Origin of the sequence: Clavibacter capsici, assembly GCF_001280205.1 — a bacterium.
In the GTDB taxonomy this organism is placed as follows: Bacteria; Actinomycetota; Actinomycetes; order Actinomycetales; family Microbacteriaceae; genus Clavibacter; species Clavibacter capsici.
The window spans coordinates 1,885,088-1,908,250 of record NZ_CP012573.1 but is presented as its reverse complement, the minus strand read 5'-3'; the positions used below and the strand labels follow the sequence as shown (position 1 = coordinate 1,908,250).

Annotated in this window: 22 protein-coding genes and 1 pseudogene; 12 read left to right on the top strand and 11 right to left on the bottom strand. The window is 71.3% G+C overall.

Going from position 1 to position 23,163, the window contains the following annotated elements:
- The first annotated feature begins 10 nt into the window (after nt 1-10).
- From AES38_RS08955 to AES38_RS08930, 6 genes are all read left to right on the top strand, one after another.
- On the top strand, nt 11-1,432 hold the full coding sequence (locus AES38_RS08955) for a dipeptidase (protein WP_053774672.1): 1,422 nt from the start codon (nt 11-13) through the stop codon (nt 1,430-1,432).
- A 132-nt stretch (nt 1,433-1,564) separates the two neighbouring features.
- The gene (gene erpA, locus AES38_RS08950; RefSeq protein ID WP_012038530.1) at nt 1,565-1,927 is read left to right on the top strand and encodes an iron-sulfur cluster insertion protein ErpA; all 363 of its coding nucleotides are present in this window, start codon (nt 1,565-1,567) and stop codon (nt 1,925-1,927) included.
- 122 nt (nt 1,928-2,049) lie between these two features.
- Nucleotides 2,050-2,961, top strand: coding sequence for an aa3-type cytochrome oxidase subunit II (gene ctaC / locus AES38_RS08945; RefSeq protein ID WP_053774671.1), 912 nt, complete (start codon nt 2,050-2,052; stop codon nt 2,959-2,961).
- Nucleotides 2,962-2,973: 12 nt separating this feature from the next.
- Nucleotides 2,974-4,719: an aa3-type cytochrome oxidase subunit I gene (ctaD, locus tag AES38_RS08940; protein WP_172403702.1), complete on the top strand. Its 1,746-nt coding sequence runs from the start codon at nt 2,974-2,976 to the stop codon at nt 4,717-4,719.
- A gap of 1 nt (nt 4,720) precedes the next feature.
- On the top strand, nt 4,721-5,137 hold the full coding sequence (locus AES38_RS08935) for a cytochrome c oxidase subunit 4 (protein WP_053774670.1): 417 nt from the start codon (nt 4,721-4,723) through the stop codon (nt 5,135-5,137).
- A gap of 4 nt (nt 5,138-5,141) precedes the next feature.
- On the top strand, nt 5,142-5,579 hold the full coding sequence (locus tag AES38_RS08930) for a GNAT family N-acetyltransferase (RefSeq protein ID WP_053774669.1): 438 nt from the start codon (nt 5,142-5,144) through the stop codon (nt 5,577-5,579).
- A 166-nt stretch (nt 5,580-5,745) separates the two neighbouring features.
- On the opposite strand, the gene AES38_RS08925 is transcribed toward AES38_RS08930, so the two are convergent.
- The 6 genes from AES38_RS08925 to ctaE form a co-directional block, all read right to left on the bottom strand.
- Nucleotides 5,746-7,110 (bottom strand): PP2C family protein-serine/threonine phosphatase, encoded by a 1,365-nt coding sequence (locus AES38_RS08925; protein WP_053774668.1) that lies wholly within the window; start codon nt 7,108-7,110, stop codon nt 5,746-5,748.
- Nucleotides 7,111-7,372: 262 nt separating this feature from the next.
- Entirely contained in the window at nt 7,373-8,260 is an 888-nt protein-coding gene (locus tag AES38_RS08920) for a methyltransferase domain-containing protein (protein ID WP_053774667.1), read from the bottom strand.
- Nucleotides 8,261-8,376: 116 nt separating this feature from the next.
- A complete protein-coding gene (gene qcrB, locus AES38_RS08915) occupies nt 8,377-10,008 on the bottom strand; it encodes a cytochrome bc1 complex cytochrome b subunit (RefSeq protein ID WP_086526434.1) in 1,632 nt (543 codons plus the stop codon).
- Complete coding sequence (qcrA, locus tag AES38_RS08910) at nt 9,992-11,101, bottom strand: cytochrome bc1 complex Rieske iron-sulfur subunit (protein WP_053774665.1); 1,110 nt, start codon at nt 11,099-11,101, stop codon at nt 9,992-9,994. The genes qcrB and qcrA overlap by 17 nt, the downstream gene beginning before the upstream one ends.
- A gap of 45 nt (nt 11,102-11,146) precedes the next feature.
- Nucleotides 11,147-11,947, bottom strand: a complete 801-nt coding sequence (qcrC, locus tag AES38_RS08905; protein ID WP_053774664.1) for a cytochrome bc1 complex diheme cytochrome c subunit — start codon at nt 11,945-11,947, stop codon at nt 11,147-11,149.
- Nucleotides 11,948-11,973: 26 nt separating this feature from the next.
- A complete protein-coding gene (gene ctaE, locus AES38_RS08900) occupies nt 11,974-12,612 on the bottom strand; it encodes an aa3-type cytochrome oxidase subunit III (protein WP_081001874.1) in 639 nt (212 codons plus the stop codon).
- A gap of 80 nt (nt 12,613-12,692) precedes the next feature.
- Between ctaE and trpD the strand changes: the two genes are divergently transcribed.
- Nucleotides 12,693-13,748 (top strand): anthranilate phosphoribosyltransferase, encoded by a 1,056-nt coding sequence (gene trpD, locus AES38_RS08895; protein ID WP_053774663.1) that lies wholly within the window; start codon nt 12,693-12,695, stop codon nt 13,746-13,748.
- Nucleotides 13,749-13,794: 46 nt separating this feature from the next.
- Complete coding sequence (locus AES38_RS08890; protein WP_053774662.1) at nt 13,795-14,541, top strand: SOS response-associated peptidase; 747 nt, start codon at nt 13,795-13,797, stop codon at nt 14,539-14,541.
- 91 nt (nt 14,542-14,632) lie between these two features.
- On the opposite strand, the gene glpK is transcribed toward AES38_RS08890, so the two are convergent.
- Nucleotides 14,633-16,150 (bottom strand): glycerol kinase GlpK, encoded by a 1,518-nt coding sequence (glpK, locus tag AES38_RS08885; protein WP_053774661.1) that lies wholly within the window; start codon nt 16,148-16,150, stop codon nt 14,633-14,635.
- A gap of 29 nt (nt 16,151-16,179) precedes the next feature.
- Entirely contained in the window at nt 16,180-16,986 is an 807-nt protein-coding gene (locus AES38_RS08880; protein ID WP_172404156.1) for an MIP/aquaporin family protein, read from the bottom strand.
- A gap of 225 nt (nt 16,987-17,211) precedes the next feature.
- Here AES38_RS08880 and dhaK point away from each other — a divergent pair.
- The 3 genes and pseudogenes from dhaK to dhaM all read left to right on the top strand — a co-directional run bounded on the left by dhaK (nt 17,212) and on the right by dhaM (nt 19,603).
- Nucleotides 17,212-18,212, top strand: a pseudogene (dhaK, locus tag AES38_RS08875) (dihydroxyacetone kinase subunit DhaK).
- A gap of 3 nt (nt 18,213-18,215) precedes the next feature.
- Nucleotides 18,216-18,869, top strand: a complete 654-nt coding sequence (dhaL, locus tag AES38_RS08870) for a dihydroxyacetone kinase subunit DhaL (protein ID WP_053774659.1) — start codon at nt 18,216-18,218, stop codon at nt 18,867-18,869.
- The gene (dhaM, locus tag AES38_RS08865; protein ID WP_053774658.1) at nt 18,866-19,603 is read left to right on the top strand and encodes a dihydroxyacetone kinase phosphoryl donor subunit DhaM; all 738 of its coding nucleotides are present in this window, start codon (nt 18,866-18,868) and stop codon (nt 19,601-19,603) included. The genes dhaL and dhaM overlap by 4 nt, the downstream gene beginning before the upstream one ends.
- Nucleotides 19,604-19,621: 18 nt before the next feature.
- Here the strand turns inward: dhaM and AES38_RS08860 are convergent, their stop codons facing one another.
- Complete coding sequence (locus tag AES38_RS08860) at nt 19,622-20,038, bottom strand: YchJ family protein (protein ID WP_053774657.1); 417 nt, start codon at nt 20,036-20,038, stop codon at nt 19,622-19,624.
- 89 nt (nt 20,039-20,127) lie between these two features.
- On the opposite strand from AES38_RS08860, the gene AES38_RS08855 reads away from it, so the two are divergent.
- Nucleotides 20,128-20,643 carry a mycothiol transferase gene (locus AES38_RS08855; protein WP_053774656.1) on the top strand — a complete coding sequence of 172 codons (516 nt, stop codon included), beginning with the start codon at nt 20,128-20,130 and terminating at the stop codon, nt 20,641-20,643.
- A gap of 37 nt (nt 20,644-20,680) precedes the next feature.
- Here the strand turns inward: AES38_RS08855 and AES38_RS08850 are convergent, their stop codons facing one another.
- Together AES38_RS08850 and AES38_RS08845 are read right to left on the bottom strand one after the other, a co-directional pair.
- Complete coding sequence (locus AES38_RS08850; RefSeq protein ID WP_053774655.1) at nt 20,681-21,172, bottom strand: glutathione peroxidase; 492 nt, start codon at nt 21,170-21,172, stop codon at nt 20,681-20,683.
- Between the two features lie 127 nt (nt 21,173-21,299).
- The gene (locus tag AES38_RS08845) at nt 21,300-23,060 is read right to left on the bottom strand and encodes a glycerol-3-phosphate dehydrogenase/oxidase (protein WP_053774654.1); all 1,761 of its coding nucleotides are present in this window, start codon (nt 23,058-23,060) and stop codon (nt 21,300-21,302) included.
- Nucleotides 23,061-23,163 lie beyond the last annotated feature (103 nt).

Sequence of the window (23,163 nt, the reverse complement as noted above, 5' to 3'; positions counted from 1 at the left end):
GATTACCTGCATGACGCCTCCCGACACCTCCGCAGACGCCGTGACCGCACCGGACCAGGAGGCCGTCGACCGGCTCGCCGCGGCCGTCGCGGGCGGGCTGCCCACCACGATCGCCGACCTCTCGGCCCTGGTGCGCATCCCCTCCGTCTCCTGGCCGGCCTTCGACCCGACGCATGTCGCGGCCAGCGCCGACGCCGTCGCAGGACTGCTGGCGGGGCTCGGCGTCTTCGACGACGTCTCCGTCCACCGGGCGACCACGCCCTCGGGCGACGACGGCCAGCCGGCGGTCCTCGCGACGCGCGCGCCGCGGAACGGGAAGCCGACCGTCCTCCTCTACGCGCACCACGACGTGCAGCCGCCCGGCGCCGATGAGCACTGGGAGACCCCGCCCTTCGAGCCCACCCTCCGCGGCGACCGGCTGCACGGGCGCGGCGCCTCGGACGACAAGGCCGGGATCATGACGCACGTCGCGGCCATCCGCGCGCTCGTCGAGGCGGAGGGCGACGACCTCGACCTCGGCCTCGCCGTCTTCATCGAGGGGGAGGAGGAGGCAGGGTCCCGGTCCTTCTCCGACTTCCTCGCGACGCACCACGACGCCCTCGCGGCCGACGTCATCGTCGTCGCCGACAGCGACAACTGGGACGTGGACACCCCGTCCATCACCATCGCCCTCCGCGGCAACGTCACCTTCCGCCTCACGGTCCGCACGCTCGACCACGCCTCGCACTCCGGCATGTTCGGCGGCGCCGTCCCCGACGCGATGATGGCGACGGTCCGCCTCCTCGACTCGCTCTGGGACGAGGCCGGCTCCGTCGCCGTCGCGGGCCTCGCCTCCACCTCGATGGAGACGCCCGAGTACGACGACGCGCGCCTCGCCGAGGAGGCCGCGCTCCTGCCGGGCGTCTCGCCGGTCGGCACGGGCCCCATCCTCACGCGCCTCTGGGCGCAGCCGTCGATCACCGTCACGGGCATCGACGCGCCCTCGGTCGCCAACGCGAGCAACACCCTGCTCCCCGAGGTCTCGGTGCGCATCAGCGCCCGCATCGCACCCGGGCAGACCGCCGCCGACGCCTACCGCGCCCTCGAGGCGCACGTGCAGGGCCACCGCCCGTTCGGCGCGCACGTCGAGATCAGCGACGTCGACCAGGGGGACCCCTTCCTCGTCGACACGACCGGCTGGGCCATGGCCGAGGCGACGGCGGCCATGACGGCCGGCTGGGGCCGCGCGCCCGTGCAGGCCGGCATCGGCGGGTCCATCCCCTTCATCGCCGACCTCGTCGAGGCGTTCCCGGCCGCGCAGATCCTCGTCACCGGCGTCGAGGACCCCGACACCCGGGCGCACAGCCCGAACGAGTCCCAGCACCTCGGCGTGCTGCAGCGCGCCATCCTCAGCGAGGCCGTCCTCCTCTCGCGCATCGCCCGCCGCGACTGAGCGGTCCCGTCCCGCGGGGTCCCCGGCGGATCCCCGCGGGACGGCGGGAACACGCGGGTGACTCCCGCGGTTGCACGACGTAGACTCCACCGGAGTCGCCCGACCGCAGATCCCACCACCCGAGGAGTGCTCATGACCGACACCACGCTGACCGAGACCGCCCAGGCGGCCCACCGCGTCGGACTCACGGACACCGCCGCGAGCAAGGTCAAGAGCCTGCTCCAGCAGGAGGGCCGCGAGGACCTGCGCCTCCGCGTCGCCGTCCAGCCCGGCGGCTGCTCCGGCCTCATCTACCAGCTGTACTTCGACGAGCGCGAGCTCGACGGCGACGCCACGGTCGACTTCGACGGCGTCGAGGTCATCGTCGACAAGATGAGCGTCCCCTACCTCGACGGCGCGACGATCGACTTCGAGGACACCATCCAGAAGCAGGGCTTCACCATCGACAACCCCAACGCCGGCGGCTCGTGCGCGTGCGGCGACTCGTTCCACTGACACATGGAGCGGTAAGCGATCCGACCCGGGAAACCGGGCTTCGAACAGGGAGTCGTCCTTCGGGCGGCTCCCTGTCGCGTAGGGTGGAACCCGTCACATCCGGTTCTTCGAAGGGTCTGCACGTGCGCTTCACTCGCCGTCAACGTTGGCTGACGATCCCCGTCGCCATAGGCATCTCGGTACTCCTCGCGGGGTGCACGCAGCAGCAGCTCCAGGGCTTCCTCCCCACCGAGCCGGGCACCACGAACCACGTCGACTCGGTCATCGGCCTCTGGGTCACGGCCTGGATCGTCCTCCTCGCGGTGGGCGTGCTCACCTGGGGCCTCACCATCTGGGCCGCGGTCGTGTACCGCCGCCGCAAGGGCCAGACCGGCCTGCCGGTGCAGATGCGCTACAACATGCCGATCGAGATCTTCTACACGATCGTGCCGCTCATCCTCGTGCTGGGCTTCTTCGCCTTCACCGCCAAGGACCAGGCCGCCATCGAGGCGCGCTTCGACAAGCCCGAGGTCAAGGTCCAGGTCTTCGGCAAGCAGTGGGCCTGGGACTTCAACTACCTGGGCGGCGAGACCGAGGCCGGACAGCCCATCGAGGGCGGCGCCTACGAGCAGGGCGTCCAGGCGGTCGACGACCCGAACGGCCCCCAGGGCTCCATCGACAAGGACAAGCTCCCGACGCTCTACCTGCCGGTCAACACCAAGGTCGAGCTCGAGCTCAACACCCGCGACACGCTCCACTCCTTCTGGGTCGTCGACTTCCTGTACAAGAAGGACCTCATCTCCGGCAAGACGAACTACATGACGTTCATCCCGGAGAAGGAGGGGACGTACATGGGCAAGTGCGCCGAGCTCTGCGGCGAGTACCACTCCCTCATGCTCTTCCAGGTGAAGGTCGTCTCCGTCGACGAGTACAACGCCTACATCGAGCGCCAGAAGGCGGCCGGGTTCGCCGGAGACCTCGGCAAGGACTACGACCGCCTGCAGAACCTCCCCGGCACCGACGTGCCGGCCACCACCGAGTCGTCCGAAGAGTAGGGCAGCAGAAACGTGACATCGACCCTCAACCGTCCCACCGCGATCCCCGCGGGTCAGGCGAAGGTCCTCGACGGCTCGGGCAAGGCCGAGCGTCGAGGCAACGTCGTGGTCAACTGGATCACCTCCACCGACCACAAGACGATCGGGTACCTGTACCTGATCACCTCGTTCCTCTACTTCTGCCTCGGCGGCGTGATGGCCCTCGTCATCCGCGCCCAGCTCTTCGAGCCGGGCCTGCACGTGGTGGAGACGAAGGAGCAGTACAACCAGCTCTTCACCATGCACGGCACGATCATGCTGCTCATGTTCGCGACGCCGCTCTTCGCGGGCTTCGCCAACGTGCTCATGCCGCTGCAGATCGGCGCACCCGACGTCGCGTTCCCGCGTCTCAACGCGTTCGCGTACTGGCTGTTCAACTTCGGCTCGCTCATCGCGGTCGCCGGCTTCCTCACCCCGGCCGGCGCGGCCTCGTTCGGATGGTTCGCGTACGCGCCGCTGTCGAGCACGACGTTCTCGCCAGGGTTGGGAGGCAATCTCTGGGTGATGGGCCTGGCCCTCAGCGGCTTCGGCACCATCCTCGGTGCGGTCAACTTCGTGACGACCATCATCACGATGCGCGCCCCCGGCATGACCATGTTCCGCATGCCGATCTTCACGTGGAACATCCTCGTGACGTCGATCCTCGTGCTGATGGCGTTCCCGGTCCTCGCCGCTGCGCTCTTCGGCCTCGGCGCCGACCGCATCTTCGACGCGCACATCTACGACCCGGCCAACGGCGGCGCCATCCTCTGGCAGCACCTGTTCTGGTTCTTCGGCCACCCCGAGGTGTACATCATCGCGCTGCCGTTCTTCGGCATCGTGTCGGAGGTCTTCCCGGTCTTCAGCCGCAAGCCGATCTTCGGGTACAAGACGCTCGTCTACGCGACCATCTCCATCGCGGCCCTCTCGGTCACGGTGTGGGCGCACCACATGTACGTCACCGGCTCCGTCCTGCTGCCGTTCTTCTCGCTCATGACCATGCTCATCGCGGTCCCCACGGGCGTGAAGATCTTCAACTGGATCGGCACCATGTGGCGCGGCTCGGTCACGTTCGAGACGCCCATGCTCTGGGCCATCGGCTTCCTCATCACGTTCACGTTCGGCGGCCTCACCGGCGTCATCCTGGCGTCGCCCCCGCTCGACTTCCACGTGTCCGACACGTACTTCGTCGTCGCGCACTTCCACTACGTGGTGTTCGGCACCGTGGTGTTCGCCATGTTCTCGGGCTTCTACTTCTGGTGGCCCAAGTGGACGGGCACGATGCTCAACGAGCGCCTCGGCAAGGTCCACTTCTGGCTGCTGTTCGTCGGCTTCCACACCACGTTCCTCATCCAGCACTGGCTGGGCGTCATGGGCATGCCGCGTCGCTACGCGACGTACCAGCCCGAGGACGACTTCACGTGGATGAACCAGCTGTCGACCATCGGCGCCGGCATCCTGGCGCTGTCGATGATCCCGTTCTTCCTGAACGTCTGGATCACCGCCCGCACAGCGCCCCGCGTGACCGTGAACGACCCGTGGGGCTACGGCCGCTCGCTCGAGTGGGCGACCTCGTGCCCGCCGCCGCGGCACAACTTCACGTCCATCCCGCGGATCCGCTCGGAGGCCCCCGCCTTCGACCTGAACCACCCCGAGGCCGGCATCCCCGTCGGCATCGGCCCGGCGAAGGACGCTCCCGACGCCGCGACCTACGACATCTCCAGCGACAAGGTGAAGTGACGTGCGCGCCAATAGGAACCTCTTCTACGTCCTCGCGGTCTTCTTCGTCATCGCGGCGGCCGCGTACACGATCTGGCACGTGATCGACCAGGGCACCGTCGAGTGGGTCGGCACGCTGGCCATCGCGCTCTCGGGCGCCCTGGCCGCGTTCATCGGCTTCTTCGTCGCGCGTCTCTACGCGGCCCAGAACGGCGAGCTCCCGGAGGACCGCAGCGACGCCAACGTCGACGACGGCGACCCGGAGCTCGGCTTCTTCAGCCCGTGGAGCTGGTGGCCCGTGATCCTCGCGGCGGGTGCCGCGTCCGTGTTCCTCGGCCTGGCCGTGGGCATCTGGATCGCGATCATCGGCGGTGGCCTGGCCATCATCGCGCTCGTGGGCTGGACCTACGAGTACTACCGCGGCTACTTCGCCCGCTGATCGCATGGTCGACATCCGGCACGCGCTGGCCTCGGACGGGGATGCCGTCTTCGCCCTCTGCCAGCAGCTCGACATGATCAACGCCCCCGCGACGAGGGACGACTTCGACGTCACCTTCTTCCACATCCTGCGCGCGAACAAGGACGTGGGGCGTGACGTGCTGCTGGTCGCGGAGGACGGCGGCCGGGTCGTCGGATACGCGTACCTCGTCGTCTCCCGTCTCCTGTACGCCGGCGGCCTCAGCGCCCACCTCGAGGAGCTCGTCGTGGACGCCGAGGCCCGCAGCGGCGGGACCGGCTCGGCCCTGGTCCGCGCGGTGGAGCGCCTGTGCGGCGACCGCGGAGTCGGTCAGATCACGATGAGCACGCGCCGCGCCGGCGAGTTCTACAAGCGGCTCGGCTACGAGCGCACCGCGGAGTTCTACAAGAAGCTGCTCCGCTAGTCGGCAGAGCTTCCGTGAAGATGCCCGGTCCCCGTCGGGGGCCGGGCATCTCGCGTACCCGGCACCGCTGCGGCGGAGAACGAGGGAGCAGCGTCGGCATGGCCCGCAGTGGCTGGCGTCCGCCGCCGACCCTCACCTCACACCGGGGATGCGGGTGGCGCCCTCATCAGGTCGTGCGGCGGATGGCGACGACGGTCACGTCGTCCGGTGGCGTCGTCGCGGCGGCCAGGCACGTGAGGCTCTCGATGGCGGCGTGCGCGGTCGGGCGGGCTGCCATGGCGGTGAGCGCCGCCCGGTCCATCGAGGCGAGCGTGCCGTCGAAGAGGTCGAGCACCCCGTCGCTGCAGACGAGGAGGAGGTCGCCCGGCTCCAGCTGCACGGACGTCGGCACCCATTCCTGCGTCCCCAGCGCGCCCAGCGGGAGGTTGAGGGAGGGGATGGGCTCCCGTGTCCCGTCCGCGCGGCAGACGATGCCGAGACCGTGGCCCGCGTCGATGAGGTCGACGCGGCCGCTCCGGGCGTCGAGGCGCAGATGCAACAGGGTCACGAAGGCGTCGTTGACGTCGAGGTCCGTCTCGACGATGCGGTCCACCACCGACAGCGTGCGGCCCGGGTCGTGCATGGGCGAGGCGACGCGGAGGGACGCCCGGACCGTCGCGGCGATCATCGCGGCCCCGACGCCCTTGCCCATGACGTCGGCCAGGGTGACCACGAGCCCGTCGGGCGTGCGCTGCCAGTCGAAGAAGTCGCCGCTGACGTCACCGCTCGGCACGCAGGCTCCGGCGACCTCGTAGCCCGGCAGGTCGGGGACGGTCTGGGGCAGGAGCCGGCGTTGGACGCCGCCCCCGTCGACGAGCTCCTGACGTGAGAGGGCGGCGCGGGCGGCGAGGGCCCGCGCCACCTGCTCCCCGCTGAGGGATGCCATGCTGAACGACACCACCACCAGGAGGATCAGCGTGATGAGCGTCGTGGAGGGCGTGCCGAACCACCCGGTGAACAGGTCGCTCCGCTGCCCGGCGGAGATGAACACGACGAGGCGCGCGGCGTAGTAGCACGCGAGCGCACCCGAGGTGAGCATGAGGGGCCAGCGCGTGCGCGATTGGCCGGCACCGAGCAGCGCGATCTCCCGGGTCGACAGGGCGATCAGGGTGGTCATCAGGGCGAGGTACAGCGGGCCGCCGGACCAGTCGTTGGTGGCGGGGGAGTCGGCGCTCGACACGGCGACGATGAGGGCGGCGGGCGCGACCACCCACCACCAGGGCGTCGTGCGCCCGCGCAGGGACCTGCTCGCCATCCACACCGACGCGGCGCCGGCCACGATGAGGCCGTTCCCGAGCGGGTTGCCCCACACCTGGCCCGGGGTCCCGTCCTGCAGGTACGCGAGCGATCCGCCCAGGAACAGCGCCAGCGCGGCGGACCACCAGAAGCTGAAGGGCGACCTGGTGCCGCGATAGGTCACGAGCGCGAACAGCAGCAGGAGCGTGAGCGTCGTCACGCCGAAGGCGACGCGGAGGGTGAGGGAGTCGAGCATGGCTGTCCGTGATCCGAGGTCGGCCGGACCGGGACCCTCGAGGGTGCGCCGGTCGCGGGAGCGGAGCTCCCGCCGGGGACGTCGATGCCGAGGCGACCGCTTCCCCCCGGACAGCAGCACTGTGACATCAACGAGGCTACCCGCCGCGGGCGGCATTCCGTCGCTCGACGAATAGGCCGTCGGTGGTCGGCCAGGATCGAGTCCGCGACCATCGTCCACGTGGCGGGAGCGGAGGTGCTCGGCCGTGGCCGCGGCGAGGCGGTCAGGAGGACGGCGCGGTCCCGCGTCGACGCAGCACGTGGATCATGACGTCGATCGTGACCTCCTGGGTGTTCCCCGCCGTCGCGTCGGCCTCCACGCCAGGCTCCGTCGTGACGGCGGTCACGTGCTGGCCGCCCGTGTGATGGGCGGACGGGCCCATTCCCAGCAGGAGGGCGATGTCGTCGTCGGTCAGGCGCAGGACCCGCTGGACGCGCGTCTCGGCGACCGCCTCGAAGTACGGATCGGCGGCCTCGAGGATCCGCTCCCGCTTGTCCTCCTGCACGCCCACAGCCCGTCCGGAGGCCCGCAGCTCGGCGAGGTGCTCGGGGCCCGCGGCGACCACGGCCACCCGCCCGCCCGGGGCGAGCACGCGGTGGAACTCCGGCAGGTTCCGCGGGGCGAAGACGTCGAGGACCAGGTCGGCGACGCCGTCGCGCAGGGGGAGCGCTGCCCAGGTGTCCGCGACGACCCCGTCGACGTCGGGGCGACCGCGGACGGCGATCGCGACGGCCGCGGGGGAGAGGTCCGCGGCGAGCCCCGTCGACCCGGTCTGGTGATCGAGGACGGCGCGCAGGTAGTGGCCCGTGCCGCAGCCGGCGTCCAGGATGCGCCGGGCCGGCGGCTCGGACGCGCCGTGTCCGAGGGCCTCGAGCAGGGCGTCGACGAGCGGCTGGTAGTGCCCGCGGTCCAGGAACCGGCCGCGGGCGGTGAGCATCTCGGCCGTGTCCCCGACGACGCGCGTCCCGGGCGCCAGCAGCGTGGCGTACCCGCGCTTGTTCGCGTCGACGGCGTGGCCGCGGCCGCAGCGGAGCACGAGCGGGGGATCGGCCTCCAGCTCGTCGCCGCACACGGGACAGCGGAGCCACGACGCGAGCCGGGCGAGATCCACGGGTGCTCCTCGGGGTGGTGGCCGGAACCGACGGTGGACGCACGAGAGCCGGTCCGACGTTCGGCCGGACCGGCTCTCGATGCCCGTCTGCGGGTCAGCGCGGACGGGGGTGGTGACTAGTGGTGGCCGCCATGGCTGCGCTCGACGTCCTTCGTGGTGACCGGGGAGATCCGGTCCTCGAAGAACCACTTCGACAGCGCCGCGCGGGCCCGCTGGTTGACCGTGATGCGTCCACGGCTGTCCGGGCGGATCATGAGCGGCTTGTAGTCGTCGAAGCTGACGAGGCGCCAGCGCTCGTACTCGTCGAGCTGCTCGTGCACCTCGATGAACTCCCCGCCGGGCAGCTTCACGATGCGGCCCGACTCGACGCCGTGGAGGGCGATCTCGCGGTCCTTCTTCATGAGCGCCAGGCAGATGCGCTTCGCGACCTGGTAGGCGATGACCGGTCCGAGGATCAGCAGCGCCTGCAGCGTGTGGATGACGCCCTCCATCGACACCTTGAAGTGCGTGGCGATGAGGTCGGAGCTCGCGGCGGACCAGAGGACCGCGTAGAACGTGACGCCGGCGGCACCGATGGCGGTGCGCGTCGGGGCGTTGCGCGGGCGGTCGAGGATGTGGTGCTCGCGCTTGTCGCCCGTGATCCACGCCTCGATGAAGGGGTAGAGCGCGACGAGCACGATGAACAGGCCCAGGACCGTGATCGGCAGGATGATGTTGAACGAGAACGTGTGGTCGAACAGCACGAACTCGAGTCCCGGCGGCACGAGGCGCAGGGCACCGTCGGCGAAGCCGATGTACCAGTCGGGCTGCGTTCCCGCCGACACCGGCGACGGGTCGTAGGGGCCGTAGTTCCAGATCGGGTTGATCGTGAAGAACGACGCCATGACCACGATCACGCCGAAGACGACGAAGAAGAAGCCGCCGGCCTTGGCCGCGAACGTCGGGAGCACCGGCACGCCGACCACGTTCTCGTTCGTGCGGCCGGGGCCGGCGAACTGGGTGTGCTTGTGCACGACCACGAAGAGGAGGTGGAGCGCGAGGAACGCCACGAGGATCGCGGGCAGCAGCAGGATGTGCAGCGTGTAGAGCCTCGGGATGATGTCGGTGCCGGGGAACTCGCCGCCGAAGAGGAGGAACGAGATCCAGGTGCCGATCACCGGGATGCCCTTGACCATGCCGTCGATGATGCGCAGGCCGTTGCCGGAGAGCAGGTCGTCGGGGAGCGAGTAGCCCGTGAAGCCCTCGGCCATCGCGAGGATGAAGAGGACGAAGCCGATGAACCAGTTCAGCTCGCGCGGCTTGCGGAACGCACCCGTGAAGTAGATGCGGAGCATGTGCAGGCCGATGGACGCCACGAACAGCAGCGCCGCCCAGTGGTGGATCTGCCGCATCAGCAGGCCGCCGCGGATGTCGAACGAGATGTCGAGCGACGACGACATGGCGACGGACATCTCGACGCCCTTGAGGGGCGCGTACGAGCCGGCGTAGTGCGTCTCCGCCATCGAGGGGTCGAAGAAGAAGGTGAGCCAGGACCCCGTCAGCAGGATGACGACGAAGCTGTACAGCGCCACCTCACCGAGCATGAAGGACCAGTGGTCCGGGAAGATCTTCCGCCCGAACTCCTTGACGGCGACGCTGACGCTGGTGCGCTCGTCGAGGTAGGTGGCGGCAGCGGCGGTGAGGCCGCCCCCGCTCTTGGCGGCGGGCGCGGCGGCACCCGTCGTGGTCGGATCAGCTGTTGTAGTCACCACGACGCTCCCAGAAACTCGCCCCTACGGGCTCGGTGAAATCACTCTGTGCAATGAGGTAGCCCTCGTCGTTGACGGCGATGGGCAGCTGCGGCAGGGGCCGCTTGGCCGGTCCGAAGATGACCTCGCAGTGGTTGGTCACGTCGAACTGGGACTGGTGGCAGGGGCAGAGCAGGTGGTGCGTCTGCTGCTCGTAGAGCGCCACCGGGCAACCCACGTGCGTGCAGACCTTCGAGTAGGCGACGATCCCGTCGTAGGACCAGCCCTTGCGCTCGGGCGTCTCGACGAGGTCCTCGGGGCGCAGGCGCATGAGCAGCACGGCGGCCTTGGCCTTCTCCTCGAGCTTGCCCTCCTCGAGATCCATGAGGGACGCGGGGATGACGTGGAACGCGGAGCCGATCGTCACGTCGGACGCCTTGATGGGCGTGCCGGACGGATCGCGGGTGAGGACCTCGCCCTTCTTCCACAGCGTGTGGCTGAGGGCGGAGGCGGGCTCCTCAGCGCTGCCCGGGTAGAGGTCGCGGAAGAGCACGACCGCCGGGAGCGGGAACGCGACCAGGGCGCCGATGAGGCTGTTGCGGATGAGCGAGCGGCGGCCGAAGCCGGACTCCTCGTTCGCCTGGGCGAAGATCTCGACCGCGCGGGCCTGCGTGGCGGGAGAGCCGCCCTGCGGGTGGCGCTCGTCGATCAGCTCGTGGTCGCTCATGAGCGCCTTCGACCAGTGGATGGCGCCGATGCCGAGGCTCAGCAGCGCGAGCGCGATGCCGACGCCGAGGAACAGGTTGTTGAGGCGCACGCTGCCCGGGTCGTCCGCGTAGATCGGGAAGCCGAAGTAGGCCCCGATGGCGAACACGCTGCCGACGATGGACAGGTAGAACCAGGTGTAGACGACGCGCTCGGCCGTCCGCGCCTTCTTCGGGTCCTTGTCGGTGACGCGGAGGCGGTGCTCCGGGAAGCCGGGGTTCGGGAACGCGTCGCGCGTGGCGACGGCGGTGCCGCCCGGGAGGACGACGTCACGGCCGGCGGACTCGAGCTCGCCGGCGTCGTAGCCCGCGGGGACGACGCCCGACTCGTCCTTATCGTCGTGTGCCATGTGCGTGCCTCTCGTGTGTTCTGGTGCGTGTCATCGATGCGGGCGTCAGTTGGACCGGGCCGTGAGCCACACGGTCAGGGCGACGATGCCGCCGAGGCCGAAGATCCACATGAACAGCCCCTCGGAGACCGGGCCGAGCCCGCCGAGGTCCGCGCCGCCGACGTTGCTGTTCTGCTCGATGTACTGGAGCGACGTGATGATGTCGCGCTTGTCCTCGGGGGAGATGTTGGTGTCGTTGAAGACCGGCATGTTCTGCGGGCCGGTGACCATGGCCTCGTAGATGTGCACCGGGTCCACGCCCTTGAGGCTCGGGGCGAACTTCGCCTCGGTGAGGGCGCCTCCGGCCCCCGCTACGTTGTGGCACATGGCGCAGTTGATGCGGAAGAGCTCGGCGCCGTTCGAGGGATCACCCTGCCCGTCGAGGTACTGGCTGGCCGGGATCGCCGGTCCGGGGGCGAGCGAGGCGACGTAGGCGGCGAGCTCCTTGACCTGGTCGTCCGTGAACTGCGTCGGCTTCTCCTCCGCCTGGACCGTGGTGCCCTGGAGGGGCATGCGGCCGGTGCCGACCTGGAAGTCGACGGAGGCGGCGCCGACGCCGATGAGGCTCGGGGCGACGCCCGTGCCGGTCGCGTCCATGCCGTGGCAGGTGGCGCAGTTCGACCCGAAGAGCTTCTGGCCCTCGTCGATGGTCTGCGCGGACTTGAGGTCGACCTCCGCGGATGCGGTGCCCGTCTGGATCAGCGCGTAGGCGCCACCCGTGAAGAGCAGGCCGATCGCGAGGAGGGCGACGGTGGTCAGGGGGCTGCGGCGGCCGGTGCGGCGGGCGCGTGCTGTCGTGGTGCTCATGCTGTGGTTGTTGCTCCCGCTCGGTGCTATTTGAGGACGTAGATGACCAGGAAGAGCCCGATCCAGACCACGTCGACGAAGTGCCAGTAGTAGGACACGACGATGGCGCTCGTCGCCTCCCTGTGCCCCATGGACCGGACGGCGAAGATGCGCCCGATGACGAGGAGGAAGGCGATGAGGCCGCCCGTGACGTGGAGGCCGTGGAAGCCGGTGGTCATGTAGAACGCCGAGCCGTAGGCGTTGCTGCTGAGCGTGATGCCCTCGGTGACGAGGGTGGCGTACTCGAAGATCTGGCCGACGACGAAGATCGCGCCGAGGGCGTACGTGAGGAAGAACCACTCGACCGTGCCCCACTGGCTGGGCTTCCAGCCGGTGGCCCGCGCCTGCAGGCGCTCCGCCGCGAAGACGCCGAACTGGCAGGTGAACGAGCTCGACACGAGGATGAGCGTGTTCACGAGGGAGAAGGGCACGTTGAGGCGGCCGGCCTCGAACTCCCAGAGGGCGCCGGACGTGGAGCGGAGGGTGAAGTAGATCGCGAAGAGGCCCGCGAAGAACATCACCTCGCTGCCGAGCCACACGATGGTGCCGACGGCGACCGTGTTCGGCCGGTTCACCACCGGCGCGGTGGATGCAGGGGAGATTGAGGTGGTCGTCACAGGTTCCATTATGACCCAGGCCGACGACGCCCGATGCCCACCCGGGCCGCCCGTGAGATCCGATCCAGCCTCTCGTTAGGCTGATCCGCATGCCCTCCGCCCCCACCTGGCCCGCCCTCATCACGACGTTGATCGAGGGGCGCCACCTGTCGGTGTCCGAGTCCACGTGGGCCATGCGCCAGGTGATGCGCGGCGAGGCCACTCCCGCGCAGCTGGGCGGCCTGCTGGTGGCCCTCCGCGCCTCCGGGGAGACGGTCGACGAGATCGTCGGGTTCCGCGACGCGGTGCTCGAGGACGCGCTGCCGCTCGACGTCGACCCGCGCGCGCTCGACATCGTGGGCACGGGAGGGGACCCTTACGGCGCCGTCCTCAACATCTCGTCCGCGGCGTCCGTCATCGCGGCCTCGACGGGCGTCCCGGTCGTGAAGCACGGGAACCGCGGGGCGAGCTCGTCGTCGGGCGCGTCGGACGTGCTGACCGCGCTGGGCGTCGACCTCACGATCGCGCCCGAGCGCGTCGCGGAGGTGCTCCGCGAGACGGGCATCACCTACGCGCACGCCGCCCTCTTCCACCCCGGCTTCCGGCACGCCGCCGCGACGCGTCGGGAGCTCGGCATCTCGACCCTCTTCAACGTGCTCGGGCCGCTCTGCAACCCGGCGCGTCCGGAGGCCTCCGCGGTGGGCGTCGCCGACCTCTCCCGCGTCCCGCTGCTCGTCGGCGTGTTCCGCACCCGCGGGGCCACCGCGCTGGTCTACCGGGGGGACGACGGGATCGACAAGCTGACGACCACCGGGCACAGCCACATCTGGGAGGTCAGCCGCGGCGCGGTCACGGAGCACGACCTCGACCCGCTGGAGCTCGGGATCCCGCGCGCGCCCATCGAGGCGCTCCTCGGCACGGGGCCGGAGGGGAACGCGGACGTGATCCGGCGCGTGCTGGCCGGCGAGCCCGGGCCCGAGCGCGACGTGGTGCTGCTCAACGCGGCGGCGGGGCTGGAGGCCTTCGACCTGATGGACGACCCGACCCGCGTGCAGCAGCCGATGGCGCGACGCCTCCGGGAGAAGCTCGCCGTCGCCGCGGACGCCGTCGACTCGGGCCGCGCGGCCGCCAAGCTCGAGGAGTGGGGCGCCGCCACCCGGGCGTGATCCACGCCGCCCGGACGACGTCGCGGGTGCGGGGGATGATGGGCGCATGTGCGGGAGATTCGTGGTGGCGCGGGCGACGGGCGACCTCGTCGGGGAGTGGTCGGTCGACGACGTCGAGGGCGGGGATCCGCCGCCGTCCTGGAACGTGGCCCCGACGACCACGGTGAGGATGGTCGCCGACCGGCGACCGCGCGACGACGCCGACGGACCTGTCCACCGCGTGCTGACCGACGCCCGGTGGGGGATCGTGCCGCCGTGGGCGAGGACCCGGCAGGGCCCGCCGCTCATCAACGCGCGCGTCGAGACGGTGACCGAGAAGCCGACGTTCCGGAAGGCCGTGCTCACCCGGCGCGCCGTCGTGCCCGCGGACGGGTACTACGAGTGGCAGGCGACCGCGGCGGGGAAGCAGCCCGTCTACCTGCACGGGGAGGACGAGCGGCCGCTGGCCTTCGCCGCCGTGTACGAGCACTGGCGCGATCCCGCGGTCGCCGACGGGGAGCCCGGCGCCTGGCTCCGGAGCCTCGCCATCATCACCTCGGCCGCGAGCGACGCGCTCGGGCACATCCACGACCGCACGCCGGTCATCGTCCCGCCCGACCGCCTGGACGACTGGCTCGACGCGGGCACGACGGCCGTCGACGACGTGCGGCACCTGCTCGGGTCGCTGCCGGAGCCGCACCTCGTGCCGCGGCTCGTGTCCACCCGCGTGAACAGCGTGCGCAACGACGGGCCGGACCTCGTCGAGCCGCTGGGCGACGCGCCGGAGGCCGGCGGGCAGCCGACGCTGATCTGATCCGCCGACCGGGCCGGGCCGCGAGTCGCCCGGAGACGCCGCACGCCCCGTCACCGAGGGCGACGGGGCGTGCGGATCGTGCGGACGCGGTCTACTGAACGTCCTCGTCGACCCAGTCGAAGGTCTTCGTCACGGCCTTCTTCCACAGGCGCAGCTGGCGCTCGCGCTCGGCGTCGTCCATGTCCGGCGTCCAGCGGCTGTCCTCCTGCCAGTTGCTGCGGAGGTCGTCGAGGTCCTTCCAGAACCCGACGGCGAGGCCCGCGGCGTACGCGGCGCCGAGCGCGGTGGTCTCCGCGACGACGGGGCGGACGACCGGGACGCCGAGGATGTCGGCCTGGAACTGCATGAGCAGGTTGTTGGCGATCATCCCGCCGTCCACCTTGAGCTCCGTGAGGTCGACGCCGGAGTCGGCGTTGACCGCGTCGAGCACCTCGCGCGTCTGGAAGGCCGTGGCCTCCAGCGCCGCGCGGGCGATGTGGCCCTTGTTGACGAAGCGCGTGAGGCCGACGAGCGCACCGCGCGCGTCCGAGCGCCAGTAGGGCGCGAAGAGGCCGGAGAAGGCGGGGACGAAGTACACGCCGCCGTTGTCCTCGACCGTGGCGGCGAGCGTCTCGATCTCCGCGGCGCTCGACACGAGGCCGAGGTTGTCGCGCATCCACTGCACGAGCGAGCCCGTGACGGCGATGGACCCCTCGAGCGCGTAGTGCGGCTCGGCGTCGCCCAGCTTGTAGCCGAGGGTGGTGAGGAGGCCGTTCTGCGAGTGGATGATGTCGGTGCCGGTGTTGAAGATCAGGAAGTTGCCGGTGCCGTACGTGTTCTTCGACTCGCCCTGGTCGAACGCCGCCTGGCCGAACGTGGCGGCCTGCTGGTCGCCCAGGATGCCCGCGATGGGCACCTCGCGCAGGAGGCTGGAGGACTCGACCTGGCCGTAGACCTCGGAGGAGCTCTTGATCTCGGGGAGCATCGAGCGCGGCACGTCGAACGCCTTCAGGATCTCGTCGTCCCACTGGAGGGTCTCGAGGTCCATGAAGAGGGTGCGCGACGCGTTGGTCACGTCGGTGACGTGGACGCCGCCGTCGGTGCCGCCGGTGAGGTTCCAGAGGACCCAGGTGTCGGTCGTGCCGAACATCAGCTCGCCGGCCTCGGCCTTCTCGCGGGCGCCCTCGACGTTCTCGAGGATCCAGACGATCTTGGTGCCCGAGAAGTAGGTGGCGAGCGGGAGCCCGACGGTGGGCTTGAAGCGCTCGACGCCGCCGTCGGCCGCGAGGCGGTCGACGATCTTCTGGGTGCGGGTGTCTTGCCAGACGATGGCGTTGTAGACGGGCTTGCCCGTGGTGCGGTCCCATACGACGGCGGTCTCGCGCTGGTTGGTGATGCCGACGGCCTCGACGTCGTGGCGGGTGATGTCGGCCTTGGACAGGGCCTGGCCGATGACCTCGCGGGTGTTGCGCCAGATCTCCATGGGGTCGTGCTCGACCCAGCCGGCGCGGGGGAAGATCTGCTCGTGCTCGAGCTGGCCGGTGGACACGATCGATCCGGCGTGGTCGAAGACGATGGCCCGCGTGCTGGTGGTGCCCTGGTCGATGGCGACGATGTACTTCTCGCTCATGTGGTCTCTCCTGTGAGGGGTCGGGTGGTCTAGAGGATGGGGAGCAGCGCGTAGGACGCGAGGCCGGCGAGCAGGCCGCCGATGGCGGGGCCGACGACGGGGACCCAGGCGTAGGACCAGTCGCTCGCGCCCTTGCCCTTGATGGGGAGGATCGCGTGCGCGATGCGCGGACCCAGGTCGCGGGCCGGGTTGATGGCGTAGCCGGTCGGCCCGCCGAGGGACGCGCCGATGCCGACCACGAGGAGGGCGACGGGGATCGCGCCGAGCGCCGAGAGGCCGGCGGGGGTCGCCGCGTCCGCGTCGGGGTTGTTCGCGAGGCTGAAGCCGAGGATCACGATGACGAGCACGAACGTGCCGATGATCTCGGTGACGAGGTTCCACGCGTAGTTGCGGATGGACGGGCCGGTCGAGAAGACGCCGAGCTTGGTGGCCGCATCGGGCTCCTCGTCGAAGTGCTGCTTGTAGGCGAGCCAGCAGAAGACGGCGCCGATGATCGCGCCGACCATCTGGGCGGCGATGTAGACGGGGACGCTCGCGACGTCGTCGATCTTGCCGGCGGCGAGGAGGCCGAGCGTGACGGCCGGGTTGAGGTGGGCGCCGGACGCGTACGAGACGGTGACGCCGGCGAAGACCGCGAGGCCCCAGCCGAAGTTGACCATGAGGGTGCCGCCGGCGAGCCCCTTCGACTTGATGAGCGCGACGTTCGCCACGACTCCGCATCCCAGGAGGACGAGGAGGGCTGTGCCCACCGTCTCCGACAGGAAGATGACTCCAAGATCCACTGCGTGGTGCTCCGATCGTTCGTCGAGGCGCGGGTACGACCTCTGCCGCAACATTGCGGTGGCCCCAATCTACTGCCGGTGAACGGGGCATCCCGCCGCGGCGAGCCGCTGCGCGACGCGGATCCCTGCCCCTCCGTGAGGGTCCCGCCGCCCTGTGCCGCGCCGGGACCCGGGCGTATGTTGGGCATGCACCCGAGTCGCCGCCGACCGAGTCCCGTCCTCGATCCGGCTCGGACGCCCGGGGGCCCGCGCGCCGCCCGCGACCCGCGAGGAGCCCGCATGAAGAAGCTGGTCAACGATCCGAGGACCGTCGCCGAGGAGGCGGTCGCGGGGTTCGCCGCGGCGCACGCCGACCTCGTGACGCTGAGCGCGGATCCGCTGTACGTCCGCCGGGCCGCGCCCACCCGGCCGGGCCGCGTCGCGCTCGTCAGCGGCGGGGGCAGCGGGCACGAGCCGCTGCACACCGGGTTCGTCGGCCACGGCATGCTCGACGCCGCCGTGCCCGGGCCGGTCTTCACCAGCCCCACGCCGGATCCCATCGTCGCCGCGACGCTCACGGTGGACGCCGGCGCGGGCGTGCTGCACGTCGTGAAGAACTACACGGGCGACGTCCTCAACTTCGAGACCGCGGCCGAGCTCGCGGAGGCCGAGGGGGTGCGCGTGCGGACGGTGGTGGTCGACGACGACGTCGCCGTCACCGACTCGCTCTTCACGGCCGGGCGTCGGGGCGTCGCGGGCACGGTGCTGGTCGAGCGCCTGGCGGGGCCGCGGCCGAGCGCGGCGACGACCTCGACGGCGTCGCGGCGATCGCGGAGCGCGTGGTCGCCCGGGTGCGGAGCATGGGGGTCGCCATCCGCGCCTGCACCGTCCCGCACGCCGGCGAGCCGAGCTTCGTGCTCGCGGACGACGAGATGGAGATCGGCATCGGGATCCACGGCGAGCCCGGTCGCGTGCGCCTGCCGCTCGAGCCGGTCGACGCCATCGTCGAGCGCCTGCTGGACCCCGTGCTCGAGGACCTCGCGGCGCCCGCGGGCAGCCGCGTGCTCCTGCTCGTGAACGGGATGGGCGCGACGCCGCTGTCGGAGCTGCACATCGCGTACGCCCGCGCGGCCGCCGTGCTCCACGAGGCCGGCCTGACCGTCGCCCGGAGCCTCGTGGGAGACTACGTGACGGCCCTCGACATGGAGGGACTGTCCCTCACGGTGCTGCTGCTCGACGACGAGCTCATCGAGCTGTGGGACTCACCCGTGCAGACCGCCGCCCTGCGGTGGGGGAGGTAGCTCATGGCACTCGGGACCGACTGGATCGTCTCCTGGACCGCGGAGGCGGCGCGCGTCGTCGCCGACCAGCGCGGTCAGCTCATCGCCCTCGACCGCGAGATCGGCGACGGCGACCACGGTGAGAACCTCGACCGCGGCTTCGGCGCTGTGGCCGCGAAGCTCGTCGGCCTCGCGACCGACGCGAGTCCGGCCGACGCGCTGAAGGCGATCGCCACCACGCTCATCTCCACGGTCGGGGGAGCGTCCGGACCGCTGCTCGGCACCGCGTACCTCAAGGCGTCGGCCGCCGTCGCCGACCGCGCCGCCCTCGACGCGTCCGCGATCGCCGACCTGCTGGAGGCCGCGGTCGGCGGCATCGTGCTCCGCGGCAAGGCGGAGCGCGGCGAGAAGACCATGGTGGACGCGTGGGGCCCCGCCGCGGAGGCCGCGCGCGCCGCCGCGGAGGCCGGCTCCAGCGCGGCCGAGGCGCTGTCCGCCGCGGCCGACGCGGCCGAGCGCGGAGCGGGGGAGACCGAGCCGCTCGTCGCGCGCAAGGGCCGTGCCTCCTACCTCGGGGAGCGCGCGATCGGCCACCGGGACCCGGGCGCGCAGTCGTCCGCCCTCATCCTCCGCGCGGCCGCCACGACCGCGCGCGACGCCGACGGGTCCGGCTCGTGAGCGTCGGCCTCGTCCTCGTCTCGCACAGCGCGCTGATCGCGCGCGGGCTCGTCGACCTCGCGCGCCAGATGGCGCCGACGGTGGCGCTCGTGCCCGCGGGCGGATCCGGCGACGGCACCCGCGAGGACGCCGGCATCGGCACGAGCTTCGACCTGGTGACGGCGGCGCTCGCCGCGGCGGAGGGCGGCGACGGCGTCGTCGTGCTCGCCGACCTGGGATCCGCGTACCTCACGGCCGAGACCGCCGTCGACATGCTCGACGAGGACGCCGCCTCCCGCGTCGTCGTGGTGCGGGCCCCGCTCGTCGAGGGCGCCGTCGCCGCGGCCGTCGCCGCCGAGACGGGCGGCTCGCTGGAGGACGTGGCCGCGGCCGCCGCCTCGGCCGCGAGCGCCGACGCGGCCGAGGACGCCGACGCGGGCCTCGCGCCGGATCCCCGGTCCGACGGCTCGGAGCCAGCTCCCGCGAGCGGCGGCTCGGGCAGCGTGCGCGGGGAGGCGGTCCTCGTCAACCGGGACGGGCTCCACGCGCGGCCCGCGGCGGACTTCGTCACGCGCGCATCCGCCTACTCCTCCGCTATCACGGTCAACGGCCAGAACGCCGCGTCGCTCCTCGGGGTCATGGCCCTCGGCCTCACCCGCGGGGCGCACGTCGTGGTCGAGGCGACGGGCGACGACGCGGCGGAGGCCGTCACGGCGCTCGTGGAGCTCATCGAGTCCGGCTTCGGCGAGGCCTGAGCGGCGCACGCGCGGACGTCACATCGCGTCGACGTAGACCCAAGATCCCGCGTACCGGGCGAAGCGGCTCGCCTCGTGCTGGCTGCCGCGCCCGCCCTTGTGCCGGTACGCGGCCTCGAACTCGACGACGCCCGTGGCGTCATCCGGCCCGCCCTGGGCGGTGCGGACGATCGTGAGCCGGAACCACCGGATCGAGGGGTCGAGGTCCAGCTCCGCGGGCCGCGTCGACGGGTGCCAGCTGCGCGCCAGGTAGGCGGCGTCGCCCCGTGCGTAGGCCGCGAACCGGGAGCGCATCAGCCGCTCCGCGGTCGGCGCCCGGGAATCGCCGCGGTGCAGCGGCCCGCAGCACGCGCCGTAGGGGTCGCCGCTCGTGCAGGGGCACCACGCGTCGTCGTCGGGGGTCGACCACGGGGCGTCGGGGGAGAGGCGCGTCATCCCCCGAGCCTCCCACGGCGGGGACCGGGAGCAGGATGGGGAGCGGGCGCTCGACGCGTCCGACCGCGTGACGACCCGAGGAGAGCACCATGACCGACGCCACCGACCTGCTCGTCGACGCCTACGGGCGCATCGCCGAGATCGTGCACGACGCCGTGGAGGGGCTCGACGCCGACGACCTGGCGCACCGGCCGGATCCCGAGGCCAACCCCATCGGCTGGCTCGTCTGGCACCTCGCCCGGGTCCAGGACGCGCAGGTCGCCGACGTCGCCGGCGCCGAGCAGGAGTGGACGACCGGCGGCTGGGCGGACCGCTTCGCCCTGCCGTTCGACGCATCCGCCACGGGCTACGGCCAGTCGTCCGAGGACGTCGCGGCGCTGGAGGGCGTCACCGCGGAGCTGCTCCTCGGCTACCTCGACGCGGTCCAGGCGACGACGCTCGCGTACCTGGCCGGCCTCGACGCCGGGGAGCTCGACCGCATCGTGGACGAGGCCTGGACCCCGCCCGTGTCGCTCGGCGCCCGCCTCGTCAGCGTGCTCGCCGACGACCTCCAGCACGCGGGTCAGGTGTCCTACCTCGCGGGCCTCGTGGCGCGTCGCCGCTGAGGCCGGCCGAGGCGCCGACGGGCGCTCGCACGCGGGCTCAGCCCGGGAGCTCCGCCTCGATGAGCGACACGATCTCCGGCGCGTCCGGCTCCACCGTCGGGCGGAACCGGTGCACGGCGCCCGAGGGCGTCACGACGAACTTCTCGAAGTTCCACTTCACGCGGCCGGCCCTGCCCTCGGCGTCCGGCGCCTTCGTCAGCTCGACGTAGACGGGGTGGGCCGAGCGCCCGTTGACCTTCACCCTCTCCATCATCGGGAAGGTGACGCCCCACGTGGTGGAGCAGTACTCGTCGATGGCCTCCGCGGATCCGAGCTCCTGCAGGAACTGGTTGCTCGGGAACCCGATGACCGTGAAGCCGCGCTCGCCGTAGGTCCGCTGGAGCTGCTCGAGCTTCTCGTACTGCGGCGCGAGGCCGCAGCGCGAGGCCACGTTGACGACGAGCACCACCTTGTCGGCGTACGCGCCGAACGTGGTCTCCTCGCCCTGGAGCGTGGTGAGCGGGATCGGGTCGAGCCGGGGATGGGTCATGGCCCGAACGTAGCCCCGTCCCCTGACAGCGGGTGCATGCGGACGTGATGGGCCGGGACGCGAGGAGGCCGGCCGCCTCTCGGCGACCGGCCTCCCGGGTTGCGGATCGGGTCCGCCGTGCGTGGTGCTAGTTCGCGAACTCCGTGACCGTCGCGTCCGCGGCCACCTTCGTCGCGCCGACGTCGACGCCGTGGTAGGTGCGCAGGGTGTCGACGGTGTCCTGGATCTCGTCGTCGCGCTCGTCGTCGCTCCAGCCGAGCGCCTCCTGCAGCACGTCCGCGATCTCCGCGAGCATCTCGTGGGTCACGCCGCCGACGAACGCGAGGTTCGTGCGACGGAGCACGACGTCGGCGAGGTGCACCGCGTCCTCGTGCGTGGCGAAGTACGCGATCTCGGCGCGCGTGAGCTGCGGGTCGGTCGCGAGCGGCGTCGACGGCTGTCCGGAGAGGACGTCGATGACGCTCGTGGCGCGCGTGCCGTAGCGGTTGAGCAGGCGGTCGACCTGCTCGGTGCCGATGCCCTCGGCGCGGGCCGCCTGCGTGGCGATCCAGCGGGCGCGCGCGGTGCTGGAGGACGGGAAGTCCTTGCCGCCGCCGATGGGCATGCCCGTCGTGTCGACCGAGCGCTCGACGCCGAGGCGCGTGGTGGCCTCCGTGGAGAGGTGCGCGGAGAGGGCGCGGAACGTCGTCCACTTGCCGCCCACGAGGCTCAGCACCTTGCTGCCCGCGAGTCCCGCGATCTCGGTCTCGACGATGCGGTAGTCGCGCGACACGAAGCCGGGCGCCGTGTCCTCGTGACGCGGCAGCGGGCGGATGCCCGAGTAGCGGTACACGATGTGGTCGCGGTTCAGCTCGATCTGCGGGAAGACGTGCTTGACGAGGTCGAAGAAGTAGTCGACCTCCTCCTCGGTGCAGACGGCCGGCTCGCTCGGGTCGGCGTCGATGTCCGTGGTGCCGATGAGCACACGGCCCTTGAGGGGGTAGATGAGGACGATGCGGCCGTCGTTGTTCTCGAAGAAGATCTCGCGGCCCTTGGTGGCCTCGAGCAGCTCGGCGTTGTCGACGACGATGTGGGAGCCCTTGGTGCCGCCCATGAACTTCGTCTCGCCGCCCATGGCCTCGTTGGTGAGGTCGGTCCAGGGGCCGGACGCGTTGACGACGACGTCCGCCTTCACGACGAACTCGGTGCCCGAGATCACGTCGCGGAGCTTCACGCCGCCGTCCGCGACGCCCACGGCCTCGAGGTAGTTGGCGCTGCGCGCGTGGTCGCCCGCGCCGAGGCCGTCCTTCAGCACGTCGAGCGCGAGGCGCTCGGGCTCGTGCACGGAGGCGTCGTAGTAGGTGCCGGTGAACTTGACGTCCTTGTTGAGGGCGGGCATGTCCTCGCGGGCGGCCTTGCCGACGCGGAAGCGGTGGCGGGGGACCGAGCCGCCGTCGCGCGAGAAGGAGTCGTAGAGCGTCATGCCGACGCTGATGAGGAGGGCGCCGCGCTCCTTCGTGGAGCGCTGCTTGTGCGTGAGCATGCGCAGGGGGGCGTTGAGGATGCCCGAGAAGGTGGAGAAGATCGGCATCGTCGTCTGCAGCGGCTTCACGTAGTGGGGCGCGATGCGGATGAGGCCGTTGCGCTCCTCGACGGACTCGCGCACGAGGCGGAACTCGCCGTTCTCCAGGTAGCGGATGCCGCCGTGGATCATGTGCGAGCTCGCCGCCGAGGCGCCCGAGCCGTAGTCGGCGCGCTCGACGAGGACCACGTCGACGCCCTGCAGCGCCAGGTCGCGGAACGTCGCGATGCCGTTGATGCCGCCGCCGATGACGAGCACCTTCGCGCTCGGGCGGTCGTGGATGCGGGCGACGTTGTCCCGCAGGTCGGTCTTCTTCGACGTGGTCACGAGGAGGCTTCTTCCTGTTGTCCTGATGCGTACGTGGTGCGCGTGCTGATGCCTCCATCATCCGCTCGCGAACGGATCATGCGAAGCCCGTGCACGGATGTGC